The organism is Clostridium punense, from assembly GCF_017874425.1.
Taxonomy (GTDB): Bacteria; Bacillota; Clostridia; order Clostridiales; family Clostridiaceae; genus Clostridium_J; species Clostridium_J punense.
The window spans coordinates 22,019-44,173 of record NZ_JAGGLL010000011.1 but is presented as its reverse complement, the minus strand read 5'-3'; the positions used below and the strand labels follow the sequence as shown (position 1 = coordinate 44,173).

Below are 22,155 nucleotides of genomic sequence, written 5' to 3'. Positions count from 1 at the left end.
AATAAAATATGCCTTATTGTGAAGTAAGAAATCTATTAGTTCTGCAGTAACTTATAGACTATTCTAATGCTTCTTTAAGCATAGCCTTATTATCCTCACTAATATTATTAATTCTTAGACCTATAAGTGATTTATTGTCATCTAAATAAAAATCAACGCTACCATTTTCTAAGCAATCATTAATTTTATTATCTGAAAATATTACACTTATACTTGTATTTTCTATATATACTTTTAATGTACCATTTTCATCTGTAAATGTTTCATCATTAGTATTTTCTAATTCTAATATTGGACTTCCTTTAAATCTATTAAAGCTATTCTCGCCATAGTTATCTACTACATACACATCTTTACATATAGTTAGCGTTATGGAACGTATATCCTTCTTATATTTTCCTATCCCTATTTCTATTAACGAGTTACAAAAATCTCCCGTTCTCCAATATATAGTTGGTTCTTCTGAAATATTCCACACTCCAAATTCTATATTTACTGGTGTATATATATCAAATTCAACATTCTCCTTTTTAATTTCTTCAAGTTTAAATACTTTTAACATCTTGTACATCTACCTTTCATTTGGTTATGGTCTGTAAACAGCATGTTTTATTACTGGTAATAATCCATCTCCTCTTGGTTTACTAAAAATCAATTCCCAATTTCCTACATTCATAATTTTATCATAGTTAATTCCTTGTTTAACTGCACCTGAAACTGAATTTTCAAAACTTGAAAGTAGAGTTTGACTATTCATAGGCATTCCGTGTGACATTGCGTCTTTTGTTATATATTCAACCATATGTTTTGTACCATTTGGATGTACCCAGAACTTTTCTCCACCCGATGTAATTTCAAATGATTTTGGTATTTTAGTTCCTTCATACATAGGCTGAGTAATCTTTATATTATCCCACACTGTATTACTAGCATTACTTACCCCCTTAGATCCTTTTTCAATAAATGGAGAAGGTTTAGAAATTAAGGCTCCTCCAATATGAAAACCTGCTCCAAATACTGCTCCCTCACTAAAGGCATTAAAGTATCCGCGCATAGTAGGGGTACGTCCATCAACCATTTCTCTTAATCCATAGTAAGTATAATTGTAACCACCACCAATTGCTGCGGCTCTAAGAAAGTTTTTAAGTACTTGTGCTGTTGAAGGCAATCCCACAAGTCCTCCCCCTGCAACAACAGCTATAAGCGGTTCAAATAAAGCTCCACATACAGCACCTATAAAGGCATCTTTAAAAACAGAATCTGCAAACTCCTCACCGTCACTAACTTCTCCTCTTTCTATATCTGATTTTGCTTTGTTATAAATCCCCATGGCCCCCATAGTTGCTGCTCCTATAGCTGCAGCTGTGGCAATACCATCAGCTGCTGTAGCAATTGCTGCAACCCCACCTGCAATAGCCGCTGCTCCTGCTCCACATGTAGATATAACAAATGCTGCCGATAGTGCTACTACAGCTACTACAGCAATACCTGCAACTACATTTTTAGCTAACTTCCCCCAATCAAAGCCCTTCTTCTTTTTCCCCTCATTTTTTGCTTTTGGAGGTTGCCCTTGTAGTGGTTCATCATCAGTATATTTATTATAAGTTTCTCTGTCCCTACCTTCTTCTGATACATCAGTGCCTAAGAAGTGGAACTCATTATCTATTGAAAAACCACTTAATGCATCCTTTTTCTTGGCTAATATCTGAGTTTTAGCATTGATTACTACTTTTTTAGGTGTATAGAATGCTATGTTTTGACTAGCATTTAGAGTTAGCTTTTTATGACTTGTTATGGTGATTCCTGTGTTATCATCTATGGTGATTTTTAAAGGTTTTTTAGATCCTGAGTCTATGTTTATTGCCGAAGGGGTTATTTCTAACTCACTGCCGTGTTCTGTGCCTAGGTATCTATTGTTTGGATTTCCTGTTTTACTACAACTTCCTCCATTTTTTCTTGAACAGCCTATGACATTTGCTTTATCTGCTGTAGCTTCTGGGAAATACAAAGTACCATCTGTTCCTACCTTTGGCATGCAGTACATTACATTCCCCGTAGGTGGTGAGAATGGAAACCAGTATGCCTTTGATTTTTCTTGGGTTTTATCTATATTAAGATGAAGCTTTACTAATTCATTCTTCACCTCTAGTATTTTTCCTTCTAGACACATTCCTTTGATTTTATTGTTGTATATTTCTCTTTGAACAATACCATTTTTTCTTGATAAGATATATTTAAACTTTAGTATACTGCCTTCCATATAACCATTTATTTCTGTTACATAGAGTTTCTTTTTCTTAAAGTTTATTTCATCTCCTATGTTATACTTACTTAAACTTTCTATTTCATAGGTGAAAAAATCAGTGTCATGAAGACCTTCTTCATAGCCTCCGGCTTTTTTGAAAGCTAGTAAATCCTTTTTAGCACTATATAAGGTATCATCTCCTAGGGTGTAACTTTCCCCCTTTGGCAGCCCAAAGTATACCCTTGGACCTTTTTCCATTATATCACATACCACTACAGAATTTAACTTACTAGCTAACCGCTTTAAAAGCTCCCAGTCCGTTTCTTGATACTGTATAATAGGCACCTGAATTTTAACTCCCTCACCTATGGTAGCTGCAAAGTTGTGCTGTGGATAGTCTTTTACCACTTCTTTTGCTATTTCAGCATATTTTTTGTTTATATCTTGAAAGGATCTGCTTTTTTGTTTTGTGTCTAGTTTAAAAGACCCTGATATACCCTCTATTTCTAAGTGGTAAACATTACTTTCTTTTTTCACCTTAGCACTGGCTACTAATCCTTTAAAAATAGTTTTTTCTTCTTGTCCATTTTTCTCATATAGGTGTATTTCATCATTTAGTGTAGCTTGCACTGCATGGTTAAATTCCTCTTTTTCATCTATTATGGCTTTTAAATAAAGTTTTCCGTGGTTATTTAACCTGCATTCTATTTTTATATCTTCTATTATTTTTATATTATAGGGTGATTTCACCCTTATATTATGAAACCCTATCATCCCCATGCTACCCCCTATTTTACTTCTTTAGGCATCTGAAAATAAATAATAAGTCAAAGATGTGAAGGATATTTTGGGTTAGACAAGAAAACAGGTTCCGCAGATAGCAGCGCTATCTAAAGGTTCTGTTGACGCAGTATAACACAAAATAGACCAGCATACTGACTTATTTATTTTTTGAAGATGCCTTTCCTCACTCTTCATGTTGTCCGTCAGTTACAAAGGTTATTACTCCTCCATAAGCACATATCAATTGAGATTTCGTAGTTAAGGCTGGCTTTCCATCTACTAAGGTATTTTCTTTTGTGTTCATCCACTTTTTCAAAATCATTGGTATACATCTTTTCCCCGTAAGGGTTTCTCCATGTTCTCCTATTAGCACAACTTGTGCTGATACTTGACATCCCCCTGTGCATATACCCATATAGGGAACGTTTATCTCTACTACATTGTCGTTTTCATTCATCATTGGTTTTCCATTAACATAGGAACCATGACTAGTTGGAAGATTAATCTTTCTTTTATGGGTTCCACAGCTGCATTGCATTTTTGCGCCTCTTACGATATAAGCACTTTTATCTCCCATTATTAACCTCTCCTCTTTACTCAATAGATAATTTTTCTAATTTAATTCCTGTAAAATCTCTCCTTAGTATGCTTTCAGCAATATCTAACCTAACAACCACTAAGGTTTGCTTATCATGGCTTATTTTAAAGATCTTCTTTCCTTGTATCTTCTTTCCGTCCAATATTAATTTTTTAATTACGCTTTTGTCTAGGTTAAATTCGCACTTGTCACTAAGAGCTTCCACTTCTTCAAATATGGGAAGGAAGTAGTTTTCTTGGTTTTCATGTTCTAAATCAATTAGGGGCATTGCTTTGAAGATTATATTAGAATCATATTTTTCCAAGAGCTTTTTTAGTTTTTCTGATACTAAATATAACTGTCTATGAAGAATGTCTAAGTAACTAGTTTCTTCATCAGCCTTAACATAAAATATAATTGTGTCCTGAATTTTATCAGCCTTTAATAGATTTATGTTCCTTTTATCAATTTTGTTCATAACATCTAAAACCATAGGAACATTGTTATATCTTTCATCTTGTTTTAATAAAAAGTAATCCATATTTATCCTTCCATTCTACTATTGCTATAGGCTTCCATTGTAAAAACTTCCCTTATGCATCTTTAAAAGCCTTAAGGGAACCAAGGTAGGTTTATATTTAAGTTAATTCTTTACTTTGGTTCCCTATGTATAGAACTTCACCTTTATCCATATATTCTCCCATGATAATGCATAGATCCTCTGCCTTTTCCATGTCCTTAAATACTGAGCTTTCTAGAAGCCTTGGCAGTATTTCTCTTACAAACTCAAGGGTCAAAATATGGTATTTCTCCGCCTCAAAGAACTTTATCTTTTCAATATCCATAAGGGTTATTGCTCTTCCATAGTGTTTTATTTTTTCTTCTAGTTTTTCCATATGACTAAACAGTGAAGCATATATAAAGTCTGGAGTCCATAGAGAATAACATTCTTCCTTATCTAAAAACCATTTTTCGTCATAGGCATCTAACCTATAGGTGCAGGTGTTATCCATGATGCTTGTACGTAAAAAGGAAATGTATATATATTTAATATTTCCCTTTTTACCATGGCTTTGTAGAGTTATAGCCCTTTTACAAAGCTGCTGAAAAGAAGCTATTAATTCTCCTTCAATGTACTCCTTATCATTTTTGTATCTTTCATCAATCCTTGTAATTCCCTGTTCTACATAGGGCAATATATGATTTTTTATTAAGTCCTGTAGGGCATTTGTTTTTTCCGTTTCATTTATCATTCTATATTCACCTTAGATCCGCTGATGGTTACATTATCTTTTATTTTTAGGTTAGTGCTTGCTTGTGTTAAATCTACTCCCTCTTTACCCTCAATTAAGATTTTTCCACCACCATTAATTTCTATATCCTCTTCTGCGGATAACACTATCTTTTTATTACTATTAATTTCTATACCACCGTCATCTGTTAGCCTTACTAGAAGCTGACCATTGCCTATGATTTCTACTGCGCCTTCTTTAAATACCACTTCTTTTCCGTGTTTATTTCCTATACTTTTTACAGCAGGGTCGCTTCGCTTTTCAGCCTTTGAAGAAGATAGGTTTACTGAACTTGCTACAAAGGCATTCTTTTCATCCTGGTCTGGAAAGTAAAGCCTAACTTTATCTGCAATTTCAGGCATGCAATACCATCCACTTCCATCCGGTGAAGAGTACACTGTAGAATAAGGGAACCACTGGGCTTCACTTTTGGATTGCTTTTTATCCACTTCTAACTCTACCTTTACGGTATCCTTAGACACATCTAAAATCTTTCCAAAAAGGGATACGCCTGTTAGTTGATAATTGTATAGCTTATTACGGTATATACCCTTCATTTCTCGCAATTCATATTTATTTAAAAATACACTGTTTTGTATTTCTATTTCTGCTTTATATACATAAAGGCTCCTTTGTTTAAAATTAACCTTACTGCATAAATCTAGCACTTTATTGCTATATATTTCATAACTTATAAGGTCATTTTCATTTAAACTACTTATATGATTTTCTGATTTAATTTTGTAGGATTTTAAGTCTTTTTTAACGGAGTAATTAAATTCATCAAGGTTAAAGGTATTTCCTGACTTGGGAATTCCTATATAGTATTTTCCACCCTGAATCTTACTATCTGGAATAAGTGGAGCGTTAAAGTGTGAGGCTAATCTTTTAATAAATTCCCAATCGGTCTCATTAACAAACTACACTATCTCATTATTTAGTCATTTATTAAAACAAAAAAAATTACTACTGGGTCACTCCAGTAGTAATTTCCAAATAATACTCATTACACTTTTTAAATATTGTAAAAAATTATGGACATTATCCATTTGCCCTGCCCCTGCAACTTTTTAGTATCAGTGGTTTTGCATATCATAAAATTGATTAGATGGTACCATTTCAATTCTACTACTACCTATTCCACAATTTAGTAAATTATTATATAACTTCTGTCTTTCATCATCTTTATAATAATAGACTTTCCATTTCGCTTTTCTCTTAGTAAAAATATCAATATTTTTAAAATACAACTGATCTACACCAGCAACAGAATGCCCAATAACATGGACTTTTTCTATTTTTATTTTTGTTAAACTAATAAGCTTAAAAGTATACCTTCCAACATCCTTATAAGTTTGATTATAGTAATCTTCCACTACTTTACAAATACTTGACCATTTTTCATCAAATAATCGTTCAGCTTCTTTTTTATTTTCTTGTATTCTTTCTATTCTCCTCTTGTTACCATGACCTAAAATAGGATCACTATCTCTTTCTCGCAAAGAACCATGAATATGAATAATTTTATCCAATGCGATTTTATATACAGTTTCAAGCACCGCAGTATAATTAAATGTAATATACAAAGCTTCTTTAGAATTGTCTATCTGAGAAGTTTTTCTCCCTACATCTCGGATTCGTATAGTACGAACCCATTGTTTAAGATATTTTGCTAACTGCTGAATATAACTATACTCATCCTTAAAATACGGATATAGAGTATCTTCTATTCCAACGTCTCCACTTTCCAAATTCATATCAATACTTAAAGCATTTTCTATAATAATATCCTCATCTATATTGGCCAGATTAGCCTCTAACTCATTCCATAATAACTTCTTTTTTGCTTCATTTATCATTCCAGGGTATATATAATAGTGCTCTTCAAATGCACATAAAAATTCAGGATACATGTTTTCTAAATATGTTCTAAAATCCCAATATGTTGTTGGTAGTCCATGCCTAAATCAAATCCATTTCCAATTATATATAGCTCCATATTCCACCTCCACCGCTTACATAAAATATATCCCTTGTAGACTTATTTCCAATAAATAACTAAAAGGGACTTTCTGGATTTTGAAGTTTTAACTCAAATCTGGAAAATCCCTTTATTTTAAGCCTTTCAAATCATCTTACTAATCTTTACTACCGTCTTTCACGTAACATACATGAATTAAACATTCCTCATTGTATCGATATTGTATTTTTCGTATAACATCTTCAACTTATATTATTTTATTGCCTTCATAAGTGAATTTGGTTACATATCCTAAAAATATTGTAAGTGTATTAATGTTTTCTTCCTCATAATCCATGATGAGCTTATTATTATTTTCATCCCACAGATTAATTAGTTATCCTATAAAATTATAATAACCATTGATACTATCTTTAGTCTTTAATTAAACCAAGTGAATATATACTATTCTTATTATGAATAAGCCACATTTTTTCTTTTTATATCAATAACATCTGTAATACCTTCATCAACCATTTTTTGCATTAAATACTTATATCCATTTTTTAATGCCATATCTCGTTCCTCCTTATATACGGGGATAAGAACATAAAAATTAATTATATTACCACTAGAATCAATTAATCTATCTAATATATTTCCATTTGGCTTACAAATCATCATGCATGATAAATTTGTATTTTCTGAAAATGGTTTAGGTGGCTCCCCATTAGGAATAATAATCCCCTCACCAATCCATCCATCATACATATGTGGAATGTGAGCAATCTTCCTTATCCACCCTAGTGGCCAATAATTGTTCATATCATTAATATCTTTTTTCTTAATAGGCCAGTTTGAAGGTAACTTAATAATTAATTCAGCAAAACGTTCTTCGTACGCCTCAATGGAATCATCCATAGGAATATCGCTCATGCCAGTAGTAAAAACAGTTATAAAGTCAGTATCATTTGAACTTTCTATCACATTTAGATTAATTGCTACATTACTACCTGGAACAATCTCTGATAAAGTATTAGTAACCTTCCCAAAAACCATTTCTACATGATTTTGAATTTCATCATGCTTACTTTTTAACTCAGACTCATTATCCTCATTTTGGTTATCCTCACTTATATCTTGGTTTCTAAGATATACAGCAATCTTGTCATGTCCTTCCATTTCAGCAGCAACAAGTGCAGTTACTTTCATTCTTGTTTTTCCATCTCCTACATAATAATAAGCATTTATATTTGCTCCTGACTTAACCAATAGTTCAATCATTTCAAGAGATCCATTGAAAGCAGCTTCGATTAACGGAGTTGCATGAATTCCTATACCTGCATCAATTTTAGCACCATGATTAAGCAACCAAGTTACATTTTCTATGAGATTTTTATTAACTGCTCTATGCAAAGGTGTTACGTGTCCATTATCGTTTTTTCTACTTATATTCACATCAAGGCCCTTATTAAGTAAAAATTCTAAAATATCTTTGTTATTCTGCTCTGCAGCAACGTGTAAAAGCGAATATCCACTTGTATCAAATGCATTTAGCAATTTAGGGCAATCTTCAATCATATTAATTAATGTTTTTAACTCCCCTCTTGAGATTGCAGAAAAAGCATTTCGTTTAGTTTGAGTCCAGTTTAAACCATCCATAATAACTCCCCTCTTTGCCACTATGAATTGTGAATTCATTCGGTTTTTAAGTATAAACCAACAACTAGAACAAAATTTGTAGTCTAAAAATGGTAGCAACAGTTCTTTACTATTACTACCATTTTAACATTTTGTTATTTCTACTTTATTAACTATTTGTAAAATTTACCTATTTCCTTTTGAAATTAAGCTTTATCAACCTTAATAGCTTTAATTTCTATACTTTAACTAGAATAATTATATGAAAAGTTTTAATATCTAGTCTATTCTCTATTGAAACTCAGTAACCTTTGAACTATGTGCTAGCCTTTAAAGTTAGGTATTAATCATGCTATTAGCTCTATATTTGAATTGCTATTATTTTTAACGCTTTCACTATTTCAAGAGTTAATCATATTTTGGTGGCTATGCATCAAAGACCATTCTTCTATAAACTCACATTTTTTCTTTCTGAACCATAATTTCTCTCTTCTCTGCCATATTTCTACTAAACTTAAAATGGTTTAAACTTATAGCATGCCTTTTTCTAGCTGTTCTAATATCATTTCAGCTTCCACAGCTACTAAACTTTTTTCATTTCTGAGTTCATTCAGCGCCTTTTTAGCTTTATTGGGCTCAATAGGTATAATGCTTAATGCTACCTGTAATCTTACATATATGTTTTTATGTTCTAGATATCCACTCAATGCTCTTAGTTCATTCAGTCCATGTTTTTTTATATCTTCAACAACTTTACTTATAATTTTAGATTGTTTGTCCATTCCTCTTGAATTTCCTTGCTTTTGGTATTCTCCATAACTTATTGAAGCATTAATAAACTCATTAATAAGCTCATTATTTTTATCCATAATTTATTTTCTCTCCTTTCTACTTATATGGCTTAAATATCCAACCTTTTTCTGGATCCCATATTACTTAAACATATTGTTCAAAAGCATCAAGGTTAAATATCTAGAAGCAGCTCCTTTGCACGACTTACTTCATAATCAAGTACATCATCATCTGATTTATAGGATACTACACGTTCGAGATATGGTTTAGCTTCAACCTTTTTTCCCATAAAGCATAAAAGATCCCCATAACAACAGAATGCTTTTATTAAAGTTATTGTATCATTCTCATTTTCAGCAAGCTGGATTGCTTTTTTTAAGCACTCCTCACTTTTTTCAAGTTTACCAAAATCTAAATACTTTAAAGCCTTATTAAATTCATTTTGTGCTTCCATTTTAATTCCTCCTATACACTTGTACATTCCATCTGCTTCTTGGAATATTATATTTTCTCATTATTTTCACTAGTAAGTTATATCTAGCTACGTTATTCTTCATTCTAATTATCTAAACACTTCCGCTATATTTATTTTGATAAATATTCCTATTTAAAATCAACTCCTGTGTTTTAAATAAAAATTATTTTCTTGATCTATGTTTTTAATAAACTCGTATAATGAGTTAGCAATTTTTTTATCAAAATAATATATTGGTGACTGTCCTTCATTATCTACATCTCTCATATCAATAGTAATAAACGTATCTGCAGATACTTCGTAAAATATAATTTTGTCAAAATCCTTATAATATTCTCTTCTAATGTCATTTTCATAATCATTTATACCTGCATAAAAATCATATATCTCAATAGGTGAGATAATTCTATTTATATTGCTTCCCATTCCACAATTAATAAAACCATATCCTATTTCTCTATAAAACTTTTTGAGTTCCATTGGCAATTTTTTTTGTAGTCTAAATTCTGATTCTATTATTTCTAACTCATCAACCTTTAAAAAAACATGCTTATTATTCCATATGTCATCTGACTCATTTTCAACTACATATTGTTTCATAAAATTGAACTTATTCACTTCTACATCTCCTTAAGTATACAAATTTTTATACTTAGTTTTACCTATAAAGCTAATCATTTCATTTCCATTAGAATATTCACGAATTTCTCCATCATAGTCAAAATTATATAGCAAAATGATAGTATTGTAATTTTGGGTTAAATTATCTCCGACCACCCCTTTAAAATATTTTATTAAAATGTGATCGTATGAAAAATTCTCTAATATCTTGTTTATATTATTAAGAGGCTCCTTAAAATACTTTGCCTCCCTAAAATCATCATCATATCTATCTATACCAAATATTCTAGCAAATTTTGATGGTATCATATCACCATCTCTTGTATATCTTATATCCAAGTATTTCTATAAAATTTTTGGTGATTCTAAATTTCCTAACCACAATGAAACATAATCATCTTTACGCATTTTTTAACTCCTTTTTAATCAATTTAAACCATAGGTAAACTTGTAAAATTTCTTGTAACACTCTATTCTAGCATGTTCTGGTACACCGACTGGGTTAAACATTCTTTCAGTTAACTCTTACATATCCTCTAGAAAAATATGATTGTCTGGTATATGTTATCCACCTAAAAGTAATGAACCAGCCTACTTAAATTTCTGCTGGTTCATTCCATCTTTTTCACTGCATATTTAGATTATGCAGTTTGGTATTTATGAATCTTTCTGATAAGTGCTTAATCTATAAAACCTCTTTTATTATGCAGTTAAGCTCTATTAAACTATTCATTCATTATAATATCTCTTGATTTTTTATCATATCGATAGCTACAGAAATTTGAGGATATTTATCTATTTCATCCTTTTGATTTGTAATATCTTTTAATTTAAAACTATCTACATCATTCTTTCCTTCTTGAGTTGACCTTGAGTATTCACTAATCTTTATATCCTTAGTTACTATTACTCCATACTCATTTTCTTTATCATCTTCCATGAATGAAACTAATGCAATCTGACTTAGATTAAATCCTTTTTCAGTTAATATATCTCTTAAATCTCCCCATTCTTCATCATCCCTAAGTAGTTCTGTTAATTCTAATACCTCTTGTTTATATAATTCATTCATAATATTTCTTCCTCCTACTTTTTAATCTTCTTCAATGGTGTTGTAACTCTACCAATTATTCCATTTTCCTTTGCAACAGCCTGACATGCAGGACACATATCTCTTGTTGCTCCTATTGATATTATTTCAGCACCTACTTCATTTGCTTCTCTGATCATAGTTTGTTCAGCATCATTAAATCTGTTAATACTATTTGCTTCTAAAGATTTATTCTTTATAACTTTATCATTTCCTCTAATCCTTGGTGGTACATATCCTTTTTTACCTGCTGAACTAACCCACATTTCAGTAGTACCATCTTCTAATTTTACTAATGCTGAGCCATAAGTAGTCCTTGACTTTTCTCCTTCTGTCATGTTTTCAATCATATTATTTATTCTATTATTAACTACCTTTTTACCCTCTACTATCTCATCTTGCGTAACCCCCTTACTTCCACCACCAGCAGAAGCTTGAGATTTACTACACATATACCCACTAGGATCATAATAAATCACTGGATTACTATGGCAGTAATCATATAGATTCAACCCATCCCCTCTATAGGTATCCTCTTGTGTGAATCTTCCTATTACTGGGTTGTAGTTTCTGGCTCTTAGGTAGTATTGCTGGGTTATTGAGTCATATTGCTGACCAGTGTAAGTTATTCTATTTGGAACTTTTTCAGTTGCTTCAAGTAAAACTCCAAAGGCATCATAGAAGTAGCTGTTTTCTATTTCTTCTTTTTCATTGGTTATATAGGCGGTGCTTCCTTGGTCTTCTTGATGATAGTAGAATCTGGTTTCTTCTATTTCACTACCTATTACTTCATGCCCTCTAGTTAATCTTACTATTACATTGTTATCTTTATCAAGTTCTGCTATTATATTTTCTTTGTTAAATATAAATCTTGTAAGTCTTTCATTTTCTTCTATTTCTACTCTTAGACCTTCTGCATCATATCTACTTATTAGGGTATTTCCTTCTTTTGTTTCTACTTTTGTTGTTTGGTTAAAGCTGTTGTAGTTATAAGAAGTTATTCCCTCTGGGTGATGCTCCTTAGTTAAGTTTCCTTCTTTATCATAGGAGAATTTTATTGTACCTGTAGGTCTTTCTACTTCTAGTAATTGATTTTTAGCACTGTATTTATACTTTTCTACTATGTTATTTGAAGTCTTACTTAAGCGATTTCCTGCCTTATCGTAGGTGAAGCTTTCTTCTAAAGACTTACTTGGTGTTTTATATCTTGCTGAAGATAATCTATTTAAGCTGTCGTAAGTATAATGGCTCTGGTGCTTACTGCCTACCTTTTGAAGTCTATTTCCATTTAAGTCATAAACATAGTTATAGTCTAGGAGAACTTCTCCAGTTGAGGTTTCAGTTAAAAGGCTAGTTATGTTTTTATCTCCATCATAACTATATTTAGTTGTAACTTTATTTCCATAAACTATGGAACTGATAGTGTCATCACTGTTGTAGCTATAGGAAGCCATTGTTTTATCATTGTCATAGACTGTTTCTACTCTTCCTGCATTGTCATAGCTATATCTTGCAGCTTTACCACTTATATCTTCTATACTTTCAATATTGCCATTTTTGTTGTACTCATAAGCTAATAGGGTTCTTCCACAGGTAGCTTTTGATTTTAGTTTTAAATCCTTTGTGTAACTATAGCTATAGGCCATGCCTAGAGTTTTTGCGAGGCTTAAGGTTCCATCCTTGTTGTATTCAAAGGTTTCCCATAGGGTTCCTTGTCCATCTTTCCTGTAGGTTATGTTTCTATCTATATTATAGCCATAGTATAGATAATTTCCATTTCTATCTACAGTTTCCTTTAGGTTTTCCTCTAGATCATAATAGAAGTATTTACTTTCCCCTTGTTGGTCCTTTATTTCTTTTACCTTATTTATGCTGTTATAAACATATTCTATGATATTTCCATTGCCATCTTGGGTACTGTTTATATTTCCTGCATAATCATAGGTGTATTTTTCTACAGAACCATCTGGGTTTATTATTTCTGTTATTCTTCCCCAGTGATCTAGGTTGTACTTTGTCTCATTGCCATTTCCATCACAAATTCCTATGATGTTTCCTCTTGAATCATAGTTATAGCTTTGAGCTGCTCTTCCTTTTTCTCTGCTATTTGGAGTGATTACCTTCTTCATTAATCCAGCTAAGTTATAGGTGAATTCCACTTTGTTATTTAAGCCATCCACTGCTTCTTTTATATTTCCTAAGCTATCATAATGATTTTCCTTAGTAAGTTGTCCTAAAGGATTTCTTATTTCTATAACTCTATCCCATGGATCATACTTTATAGTAACTCCTGCTCCGTCATCTATATCTTTATCATATTGTTCTGGCAATACTTCCTTTATTATTCTGCTGTTTTTATCATAAAATAATCTAGTAGTGTGCCCATTTTCATCTGTAAAATGAGTTAGTCTATGCTGATAGTCATAGTTATAATTTCTAGTGTTATTATTGGTATCCTTTATAAAAGTTATATTTCCTGACTTATCATACCCATACTCATACCTTCTAAATATTCCACTTTCCTTATCTATTTCCTCTTTAACTGTAACTCTATCTAAGCTGTCATAGCACTGCTTTATTTTGTGTCCCTTAGGAGTGCTTATGCCGATTATATTTCCATTTTTATCGTACTCATAGGTGGTAATTGCAAAAACTGCTCTGCCACTATTTTTCCTTGTTGTGTCTTCCTCTTTGATTTCTTGCTTTCTTTCAACTAGGTTTCCTATACTATCATATTTATAGTAAATTCTTCTGTAATTATCTTCATTTATCCTTGAAGCTTCATAGGTTTTATTATTTAAGCAATCATATCCATATTTAATTTTTGCTCCGCTATTATCTTTAACTTCTATAAGTCTATTATTTTTATCATAGGCAAAGTGAAGCTCATGATAATAATTTGAATAGCTTTTACTATCTACAAAATCTCTGCTTCTTCGTTCAGTGATTTTATTTCCTGCTTCATCATAAATAAATAGGGTTAAACTATATAACACCACATTATTTTCTTCTTCCACAGGTTCTCTTTTTTCTATAACTTGTCCTATTAAATTATATTTATAGTAGGTTGTATTTCCTTTAGCATCTATTTCTTCAATTATATTTCCATAGCTGTCATATACATAAGTTTTTTCTAAGGTTCCATCTGGTGCTATGATTTTTGTAAGCCTATTTTCACTATCGTAGGTGTAAGTAAAGCCTACTCCATCATCTTTTTCTTCCTCATAATACTCTGGAGTTACCCTTTTTACTATGTTTCCATTAGCATCATAAAATACTCTTTCTACACCACCCTCTGGGTATATGGTTTTTATTCTTCTGTTGTCCTTATCGTAGACATATTGAAGTCCTATGCCATCTTTTAAGGAGTGGTCATAATAGTTTGGATTTATTTCCTTAATAATATTTCCTTCACTATCTCTTAGATTTCTTTTTACATTTCCTAAAGGATCTTTTATTTCTAATAACCTATCTAAGTAATCATATCTATATTCGTAAGCATTTCCATTGTCATAGGTTGGATTATAATCCTTTGGCATTACAAGTCTTATTAAGTTACCCATCTTATCGTAGTATTTTCTTGTAATGTTACCCTTAGCATCTTCAATGAAGGTTACATAGTTTAAAGTATTATAGCCAAACTCTACGGTGCCATAGCTTGTAGTTATAGCTGTATTTCTTCCTACTTCATCATATTCATAGGCATATATGTTTCCCTCTGGGTCCTTAACCACCTTTGGTTCTTGGAGTTTAATTCCTTCTCCTTCATACTCATAAGTAGTTATATTACCTAAAGGATCTTTAACCTTTGTTATCCTTCCATATAAATCATACTCATACTTTATACTTTGCCACTTGTTTACTTCAATTTTTATGTTTTCCTCTATAATGTTTCCATTATCATCATAAAAATATTGAGTTTCTCCACCTAAGGTGTCATATTTTTTTATTAAGTTATTATTTTCATCATAAATATAGTTAGTTATAAGTCCCTCAGCACTTATTTCTTTTTCTAGATTTCCATACTGGTTATAAGCCTTACGGCTTTCATTGCCTTTTCTATCTCTTTCTAAAATGCGGTTTTCCCACTGGTCGTACTCATATTCAGTAGAACTACCATCTTCGTAAATTATTTTTGTCACTAGATTATTTTCATTATAAAGATAGGTTTCTACTCTGCCGCTTATAGGGAAATAGAAGGAGCTTTTTCTATTTTCATCCTCATATTCTACTATACATTCACTATTATCAGGATACCTTTGTTTTATTACCCTACCCTTTTCATCAAAATAGTTTTTAGTATAGGTGTTTCCATTTTGATCTTTTATAGCACTTATATAACCTTCCTCATTGTAGGTATAGGTTGTAATACCGTGGTCCACATGACATACATGAGTTAAACATTCTCCATGGTATCTATATTGTATTTTTCTTCCTAAAACATCTTCAACTTGTATTATCTTATTATCCTCATAAGTGAACCTAAGTACATGTCCTGAAAATGTTGTAAGAGTATTAATATTTTCTCCTTCATAATCTATGGCAATCTTATTATTATTTTTATCCACCACACTAATTAGTTGTCCCATGGAATTGTAAATATAGGTTAATCTATCTACAGAATCCTCACAACACCACTGATTTTTTATCTTATCTTCTCTTAATCTGTATCTTAAACTATTACCCTTCTCACTTTTCCAAAGATTATCTTCTAGGTTAAAGGTTTCTAAATGTCCATCTGTACAAAGCATTGAGATTGTGTTTTCTTCTTTTCTTTGAAGCTTGCTTTCATAGGAGAAAGTCCATGCCTTACCAAATACTCCTACTCTTTCTAGACCCGAATTATACTGCCTCTCCAGCTTCCAATCTCCATGCAAATCTGCCAATACTAAATCCACTGATGGTATATAAAGGCTTCCAGTAGCAACATTTATTGGGTCACCAGAGAAAATAAAATTACTTAAAAATGAGCTTGCAAAGTTCTTGATTGGTGTTATATCTTCTCCACATCCAAACTGATATACAGTATCTGTAAGAGTATCTAATCCTGTATTTGCAAATAACTTTTGTTTGCAACTCATGCTTTCATTTGCTTTTATTACTTTTGTGGCCTTTACTGTAAGTCCTGCTGTTGCTAAAGAAAGAGTAACGTCTTTAACATAATATTCTAAGCCCTTATTTATTTTTCCATCATCAAGAAGGTCTCCTACCAAGTTAAAGGCGGTTCTAAATCCGCCGTCTCCTATAGCTTTAGTAAGAGCCCCTGGGGCCCCAAAGGCGACTAATACTACCCCTGCTGATATGCAAACTGAACCATACTTTATAATGTTATAAAGTGTTTCATTTCCTCCACATACCGTATCTCTCATGAAATTATAGGATTTTGACATATCTCCACTTTGTGCTTTTGTATAGTCTGAAGCCCCCTCAGCCATTTCACTAGCACCTACTGCCATAGCTGTAGTTCCTGCGGCCACTGCTATGGCTATAGCAGCTCCCCCTGTTAATACAGTTGCTGCTGCAAATAAGGCAGCTCCTCCTATGGCTAGGGCAATTGCACCGAAGCCAAACTTACTTTTACCAGCCTGAAGCTTTGCTTCTACTTCAGCTTGAGCTTGTTGGTTAATTGCCTGCATATCCTTAGCATCCTGTGCCCTTAACTCTGAGTCATCAAAGGTTTCAGCTGGAGGATTTTTTGTAGAACCATCTGAAAATATATTAGCAGCTATTAAATCTGTCCTGTCAGCTACAGATATGGCTAAAGCTTCATCTACTCCGTCAAAAGGACTTTTGCTTAAGTATATTCCTTCCTTAGCAGATAAGCTTATATTATTTGGTATAAAGGGAGTTTCATCTGGTGCTACGTCCTTTATTCCTAATTGAAGCTTCCCAGCTGCATTAATAATAATACTATCTCCACTAATACTTACATTTCCCTGTTCATCTAGCTTAATATTAACTCCACCTGTGGAATAGTTAATAGCTTCTCCATCCATTTTCATTTCAGAACCTGAATCGTTAGAAAAGGACTTACATCTAGGATCTTGTGTTTTACTTCCATTACTCATAGTTCTTATAGCATTTACAGCTATAGCATCCTTTTCATCTCTTGTTGGAAAGTATATATTAACCTTACTTCCTTTTATAGGCATGCAATACCACTCATTACTTTCTATTGCATAGGAGAAAAACTTATTATTTACTGAATCATCATATTTATCATCTATGGATAATTGCACTCTTATAGAGGTACCTTTTACTTCCTTTACTATTGCAGAGATACTCATTCCACTAAGTATTGGATTAAACTTTAGTATAGGTTTTATGCTATCCTTAGGTTTAACGGTATAAGTAAAAATTAGCTCTTCTTTCTCTGTTTTTAGGAGAACCTCTGTAACTTGACATAAGATTCCTTGCCATATGACATTTTCACCTAAATGAAGCCTATCAGCCCCTCTTATTTTCCAACTTATTGAATCCTGAGTTTCACCTAGATTATTATTCTTAAGAAGCTCTAAATCTTTAACTACTTCATAATCTTCCTGATTTAAAGTGTTATACTTTAATAGCTCTGGTATACCAAAAGTAATTCTTCCAAAGGCCGCAGTGCCCTCAGGCACGAGCACAGTATTAAAATGAGTAGCTATTCTTTTTAAGAATTCCCAGTCCGTTTCATCATATTGAACGATTAATCCCCTTATAACCTCTCCATTTGTACTAAAATCCAGCCAACTGCTTTTTTCATATGAGGCTAGTACATTATCTACTAAAGTTTTATAGGTTAAATCCAAGTTTTGAAAAGATCTACTCTTCTTTTCTATATCCCATTGATAAGTAAAGGAAATAGCTTGAATATCTACCTCACTTAGATTTCCATAATGGTTCAACTTTAAGTTAATTACATTCCCCTTAAATATAACTTCCTCTTTATTTTTTTTCTCATCATACTGGTAAATTATAATATTATGATTTTCAGTGTTGCTATTTATATATTCATCCTGTTTATTTTCTAAAAGTAAAGCCTTAATAGAAACTCTGATATGATCATTTAATGTCTCTATTAAAGTTACATCTTCTATATGTTCTAGCTGGTATGGTAGCTCAATTTTTAAACCCTTAAAATTATATTGCATAGGATCCCTCCTTCCCTTTACTACTTTCTTTGCCCATCACAAGCAATTTGGATTTCCCCTCCATAAATACAAGATAGTTTGCAGGTACTTAGTAATGCTTTTTCTCCGTCAATTTTCACATCATCTTTTCCACCAATCCACTGTATTGTAATTATGGGAGTGCATAGAGCAACACATTTTTTTACTAGGTCATCATTTACCTCAAGTTTTGGCTTTTTAGTAAACAAGTCTAAAACCCTATCCATGAATCCCTTTTTTCTATTTTGAATATTATTTACGATATTTTGTGCTGCTGCTTTTACAGCTGGGTTATTAGGATTATTGCATACCCCAAATACTTGAACATTTTTTATAGGAACACTATCTGATATTCTAAGCTGTGGTATATCATGTATAAAAGTGCCATGGCTTAATGGTACTACCAGCCTACTTAATCGTGATCCACAAGTGCAATATATTTGTGCTCCGTGAACTACGTAGGTTTCTGCGGGGGTGCCGCCCCCTTCAACCATTGCTTCTTCCATCTAAATCACCTCATCTATCTCAGTTTCAATTTCCCTATACTCTATACATTTGAAGTTTCTTCTCAGCATGCTTTCTGCCACATCCAAATGTATAAACAACCGACTTTTCTTTAACCCCTTAATTTGAAACACCTTATATCCTTGAACTTTTTTATGATCTATAACAATATGCTTTTCCCACCCATTTTTATAGAACTCTGTTTTCTCACTTAAAGCGTCTAAAATGTCTGTTAGCAATAGCCAATATATCTTTTGGCTTTGCTCCTTTAAGTTTGACAAAATTACTGTTTTAAATATTAAGGTATCATCATACATTGCTAATACTTTTTTAAGTTCATCAGATACTAGAAAGACTGGACTTTCAATGAAGTCTGGGTATAAACTGTCACCTTGTCCTTCTACAAAAATTGTGGTTATATCATTGAAGGTATCTGCATCTTCTTTTAATAAAATTGCATGTTCATCAGTTTTAAAATCAGTAAAGGAAATGCAATTCTGTACTTGTTTGTCTTGGCCTATTGAAAAATACTGCATATTACGCCTCCTCTATGATTATGGTTTGAAGTTGCCATGGTGATAAGCCTATAAAGGGTATATCCTTTTTTAAAAACTTTGCTCCCGTTAAATCACAATCTTCAAAATCCACTTCTTTAAGATTTACATAGGTAAAATCAGCATTTTTTAATATTGAGTTTTTAAAGGTAACTTTTTCAAGGGTGGAATTATTAAAATTAGCATTGTCTAATAAACTCCTTGAAAAATCACAATTTAAAAGTTTACTTTCCTTGAAGTTAACCCCTAAAAGAGTTGACCCTATAAATTCAGAATTTTCTAAAGTGCTTCTTTTAAAGTTTGAAAACATAAGATTTTTTTCAAAACATCCAATATTCTCAAAACTAAGATTCTGCCATGATGAAAATATCAATTCCTCATCATTCTCCTGCTGTTGAATAATTAATTTTTCAAAATCACTTTGATTTTTTTCTTTCTTATCAAACTTATAAACAATATGGGTTAAATCTCTGTATTCTCCCCACCTAATAAAAAACTCTTCTGTTTTATTTAAACTCTGAAACCAACGTTCATCATCTAAATCTTGAAGAAATGTGGTAACAAACAATTCCATGTGTGTAAAGTATTCAAATACTTGTTTTAACACTATTTCATTAATATGAAAGTTTTCTATTTTGTTAACATAAATTTTTCTTTTTTCTTCTAAATACTCCCTTAGCTCATCAACAACACTTAATATTGGATAGAAACTTATTGTCATGTGGGTAGGGTCTTCATCTAAATACCAATTTCTGTTGTAAGCACTAATTAAAACTTTATACTGTTTGTTTATAACGCTAGTTCTAAGCAAGGAAAAATTAATATACATGGTATCATAAGAACTATCTAATTGCTTTGCTGATACTGCCTCACTGATTTTTCTAGTAGAGCTTATTACTATTTCTTTTATCCAAAGCTTATTTTCCTCAAAAGTCTTAAGAAACTTTTCCTTATTCTTTTCCAAAGCTTCATTTACATAATTATCATAATAATGGAGGAGTGCTTCTTCCCTTGTCATTATTACAGCCTCCTTTTAATTGTTTTTAACCTCAGTTCCTTTTAGTAAAATGTCTCCTGACTCAGCTAAGGTGATGCTTCCCCCTTTATCACAACTTAAGGCTACACTTTCCTTTGCTGTAACAGTAAGAGTTTTTTCTGCTCTTATATTTATTGTTTCTTGCGCTGTGATGTTCACAGTATTTCTCCCAATGATGCTTATAGATCCATCTTCATTTAACTTAACAACAGCTTGACCACTATTAGAATTTATCTCAATTCCCTGAGGAGTAAACCTCATTTCTTTATCATCTTTTGTTCTAATATACTTATTACTAGGGTCTTCCATCCTATCGCTTCCCCCTGCCCCATCGTAATTACTTACTGAGCTTATAGCAAAGGCTTCCTTCTCATTTTTAGTAGGTAAATAAACCCTAACGGTGTCATTTATTTCTGGCATACAATACCATCCACTACCATCAGGGGAAGCAGACATGGTAGAGTAAGGGAACCAGTAAGCGCTTTCTTTGCTCTGATTCTCATCTATGTCTAGTTTTATTTTTAATTTATCTCTTTTTACATCTATAACTTGGCCATCAAGAGATGCTCCAACGATTTCCATATTGAAAAGCTGCTTCTGTCTTAATCCATTTAGTTTTTGAGCTTTATAGGTGTTGCAAAGAACCCCATTAATTAATTCCTCATTGCAAGCTCCAACATAAAAAACTGAATTTTTAAAGTTAACTCTACTTCCTAACTTCAAAATGTTTGGAGTTTGTATTTCATAAATTACATAATCTGATTCCACTGCATCACTAAGATAGTTTTTCTTCATAAGGTTAAATACATCTAACTGTTTATAAACTGTATAACTTTGAACATCAACCTTCTCTTCCTTGGAGTTCTTTTCTGCCCCAATGTAACATTTAGTATTAGGAACATGAATTTCCGGAAGTATTCCAGCATTATATCTTGATACAAACCTTTTTAAAAATTCCCAATCTGTCTCATTGTACTGTACAACTAATTCTCCTATAGGCTTATTGGGAATGTTTATTATTACATCTGATTTACTATACCTAGACATGACTTTATTGATGAGCTCATGGGAGCTCATCTTGATATTTTGGAAAGAACCGCTTCTTTTTGTAATATCCATTAAATAAGTGTTGCTATATGCTTTAACATAAAGGTAATATACTTCTTTAGTTACTGTGACTTTAACCTTAGAAATTACCCCATTAAAAATTGATTTTTTCTCTCCATTGTCAATATAATATACATCTATTGGAGTTTCCTCTTCCGTAGAATATAAGTCTTCTTCTCCTTTATCTGATGGTAATATTCCTATTAACTCCAAAGTTGCATGGTTATTAATTTCATTAGTTATTTTTAACTCTTTTAGATATTCAAGATCAAAAGTGCTTATTCTAAGATTGTCGTAAGCTATAACATTCATAGACATACAATCCCT

Annotated in this window: 18 protein-coding genes; all 18 read right to left on the bottom strand. The window is 31.9% G+C overall.

Annotated features, from left to right (window positions below):
* Window positions 1–58: 58 nt before the first annotated feature.
* The 18 genes from J2Z44_RS08375 to J2Z44_RS08290 all read right to left on the bottom strand — a co-directional run bounded on the left by J2Z44_RS08375 (window position 59) and on the right by J2Z44_RS08290 (window position 22,146).
* Entirely contained in the window at window positions 59–562 is a 504-nt protein-coding gene (locus J2Z44_RS08375) for a hypothetical protein (RefSeq protein ID WP_021281733.1), read from the bottom strand.
* Window positions 563–586: 24 nt separating this feature from the next.
* Complete coding sequence (locus tag J2Z44_RS08370) at window positions 587–3,019, bottom strand: type VI secretion system Vgr family protein (RefSeq protein ID WP_161624439.1); 2,433 nt, start codon at window positions 3,017–3,019, stop codon at window positions 587–589.
* Between the two features lie 193 nt (window positions 3,020–3,212).
* A complete protein-coding gene (locus J2Z44_RS08365) occupies window positions 3,213–3,605 on the bottom strand; it encodes a DUF4280 domain-containing protein (RefSeq protein ID WP_021281731.1) in 393 nt (130 codons plus the stop codon).
* Window positions 3,606–3,621: 16 nt separating this feature from the next.
* Window positions 3,622–4,146 (bottom strand): imm11 family protein, encoded by a 525-nt coding sequence (locus J2Z44_RS08360; RefSeq protein ID WP_021281730.1) that lies wholly within the window; start codon window positions 4,144–4,146, stop codon window positions 3,622–3,624.
* Window positions 4,147–4,243: 97 nt separating this feature from the next.
* The gene (locus tag J2Z44_RS08355; protein WP_021281729.1) at window positions 4,244–4,858 is read right to left on the bottom strand and encodes a hypothetical protein; all 615 of its coding nucleotides are present in this window, start codon (window positions 4,856–4,858) and stop codon (window positions 4,244–4,246) included.
* Window positions 4,855–5,454: a phage baseplate assembly protein V gene (locus tag J2Z44_RS08350; RefSeq protein ID WP_209649486.1), complete on the bottom strand. Its 600-nt coding sequence runs from the start codon at window positions 5,452–5,454 to the stop codon at window positions 4,855–4,857. The genes J2Z44_RS08355 and J2Z44_RS08350 overlap by 4 nt, the downstream gene beginning before the upstream one ends.
* 519 nt (window positions 5,455–5,973) lie before the next feature.
* Window positions 5,974–6,810: an AbiH family protein gene (locus J2Z44_RS08345; RefSeq protein WP_021281727.1), complete on the bottom strand. Its 837-nt coding sequence runs from the start codon at window positions 6,808–6,810 to the stop codon at window positions 5,974–5,976.
* 521 nt (window positions 6,811–7,331) lie between these two features.
* Complete coding sequence (locus J2Z44_RS08340) at window positions 7,332–8,519, bottom strand: suppressor of fused domain protein (protein WP_021281726.1); 1,188 nt, start codon at window positions 8,517–8,519, stop codon at window positions 7,332–7,334.
* Between the two features lie 509 nt (window positions 8,520–9,028).
* On the bottom strand, window positions 9,029–9,367 hold the full coding sequence (locus J2Z44_RS08335; RefSeq protein WP_021281725.1) for a DUF2019 domain-containing protein: 339 nt from the start codon (window positions 9,365–9,367) through the stop codon (window positions 9,029–9,031).
* A 95-nt stretch (window positions 9,368–9,462) separates the two neighbouring features.
* Complete coding sequence (locus tag J2Z44_RS08330; protein WP_021281724.1) at window positions 9,463–9,744, bottom strand: hypothetical protein; 282 nt, start codon at window positions 9,742–9,744, stop codon at window positions 9,463–9,465.
* 159 nt (window positions 9,745–9,903) lie between these two features.
* Window positions 9,904–10,383, bottom strand: coding sequence for an SMI1/KNR4 family protein (locus J2Z44_RS08325; protein WP_209649485.1), 480 nt, complete (start codon window positions 10,381–10,383; stop codon window positions 9,904–9,906).
* A 12-nt stretch (window positions 10,384–10,395) separates the two neighbouring features.
* On the bottom strand, window positions 10,396–10,725 hold the full coding sequence (locus J2Z44_RS08320; RefSeq protein ID WP_152513212.1) for an immunity 22 family protein: 330 nt from the start codon (window positions 10,723–10,725) through the stop codon (window positions 10,396–10,398).
* Between the two features lie 397 nt (window positions 10,726–11,122).
* Complete coding sequence (locus J2Z44_RS08315) at window positions 11,123–11,458, bottom strand: hypothetical protein (RefSeq protein ID WP_021281721.1); 336 nt, start codon at window positions 11,456–11,458, stop codon at window positions 11,123–11,125.
* A 14-nt stretch (window positions 11,459–11,472) separates the two neighbouring features.
* Window positions 11,473–18,609 (bottom strand): RHS repeat-associated core domain-containing protein, encoded by a 7,137-nt coding sequence (locus J2Z44_RS08310; RefSeq protein WP_209649484.1) that lies wholly within the window; start codon window positions 18,607–18,609, stop codon window positions 11,473–11,475.
* Between the two features lie 20 nt (window positions 18,610–18,629).
* Complete coding sequence (locus J2Z44_RS08305; protein ID WP_021281347.1) at window positions 18,630–19,133, bottom strand: DUF4280 domain-containing protein; 504 nt, start codon at window positions 19,131–19,133, stop codon at window positions 18,630–18,632.
* A complete protein-coding gene (locus J2Z44_RS08300; RefSeq protein ID WP_021281346.1) occupies window positions 19,134–19,667 on the bottom strand; it encodes a hypothetical protein in 534 nt (177 codons plus the stop codon).
* 1 nt (window position 19,668) lies between these two features.
* Window positions 19,669–20,703: a pentapeptide repeat-containing protein gene (locus tag J2Z44_RS08295; protein WP_021281345.1), complete on the bottom strand. Its 1,035-nt coding sequence runs from the start codon at window positions 20,701–20,703 to the stop codon at window positions 19,669–19,671.
* 15 nt (window positions 20,704–20,718) lie between these two features.
* Window positions 20,719–22,146 (bottom strand): contractile injection system protein, VgrG/Pvc8 family, encoded by a 1,428-nt coding sequence (locus J2Z44_RS08290; protein WP_021281344.1) that lies wholly within the window; start codon window positions 22,144–22,146, stop codon window positions 20,719–20,721.
* Window positions 22,147–22,155: the final 9 nt, after the last annotated feature.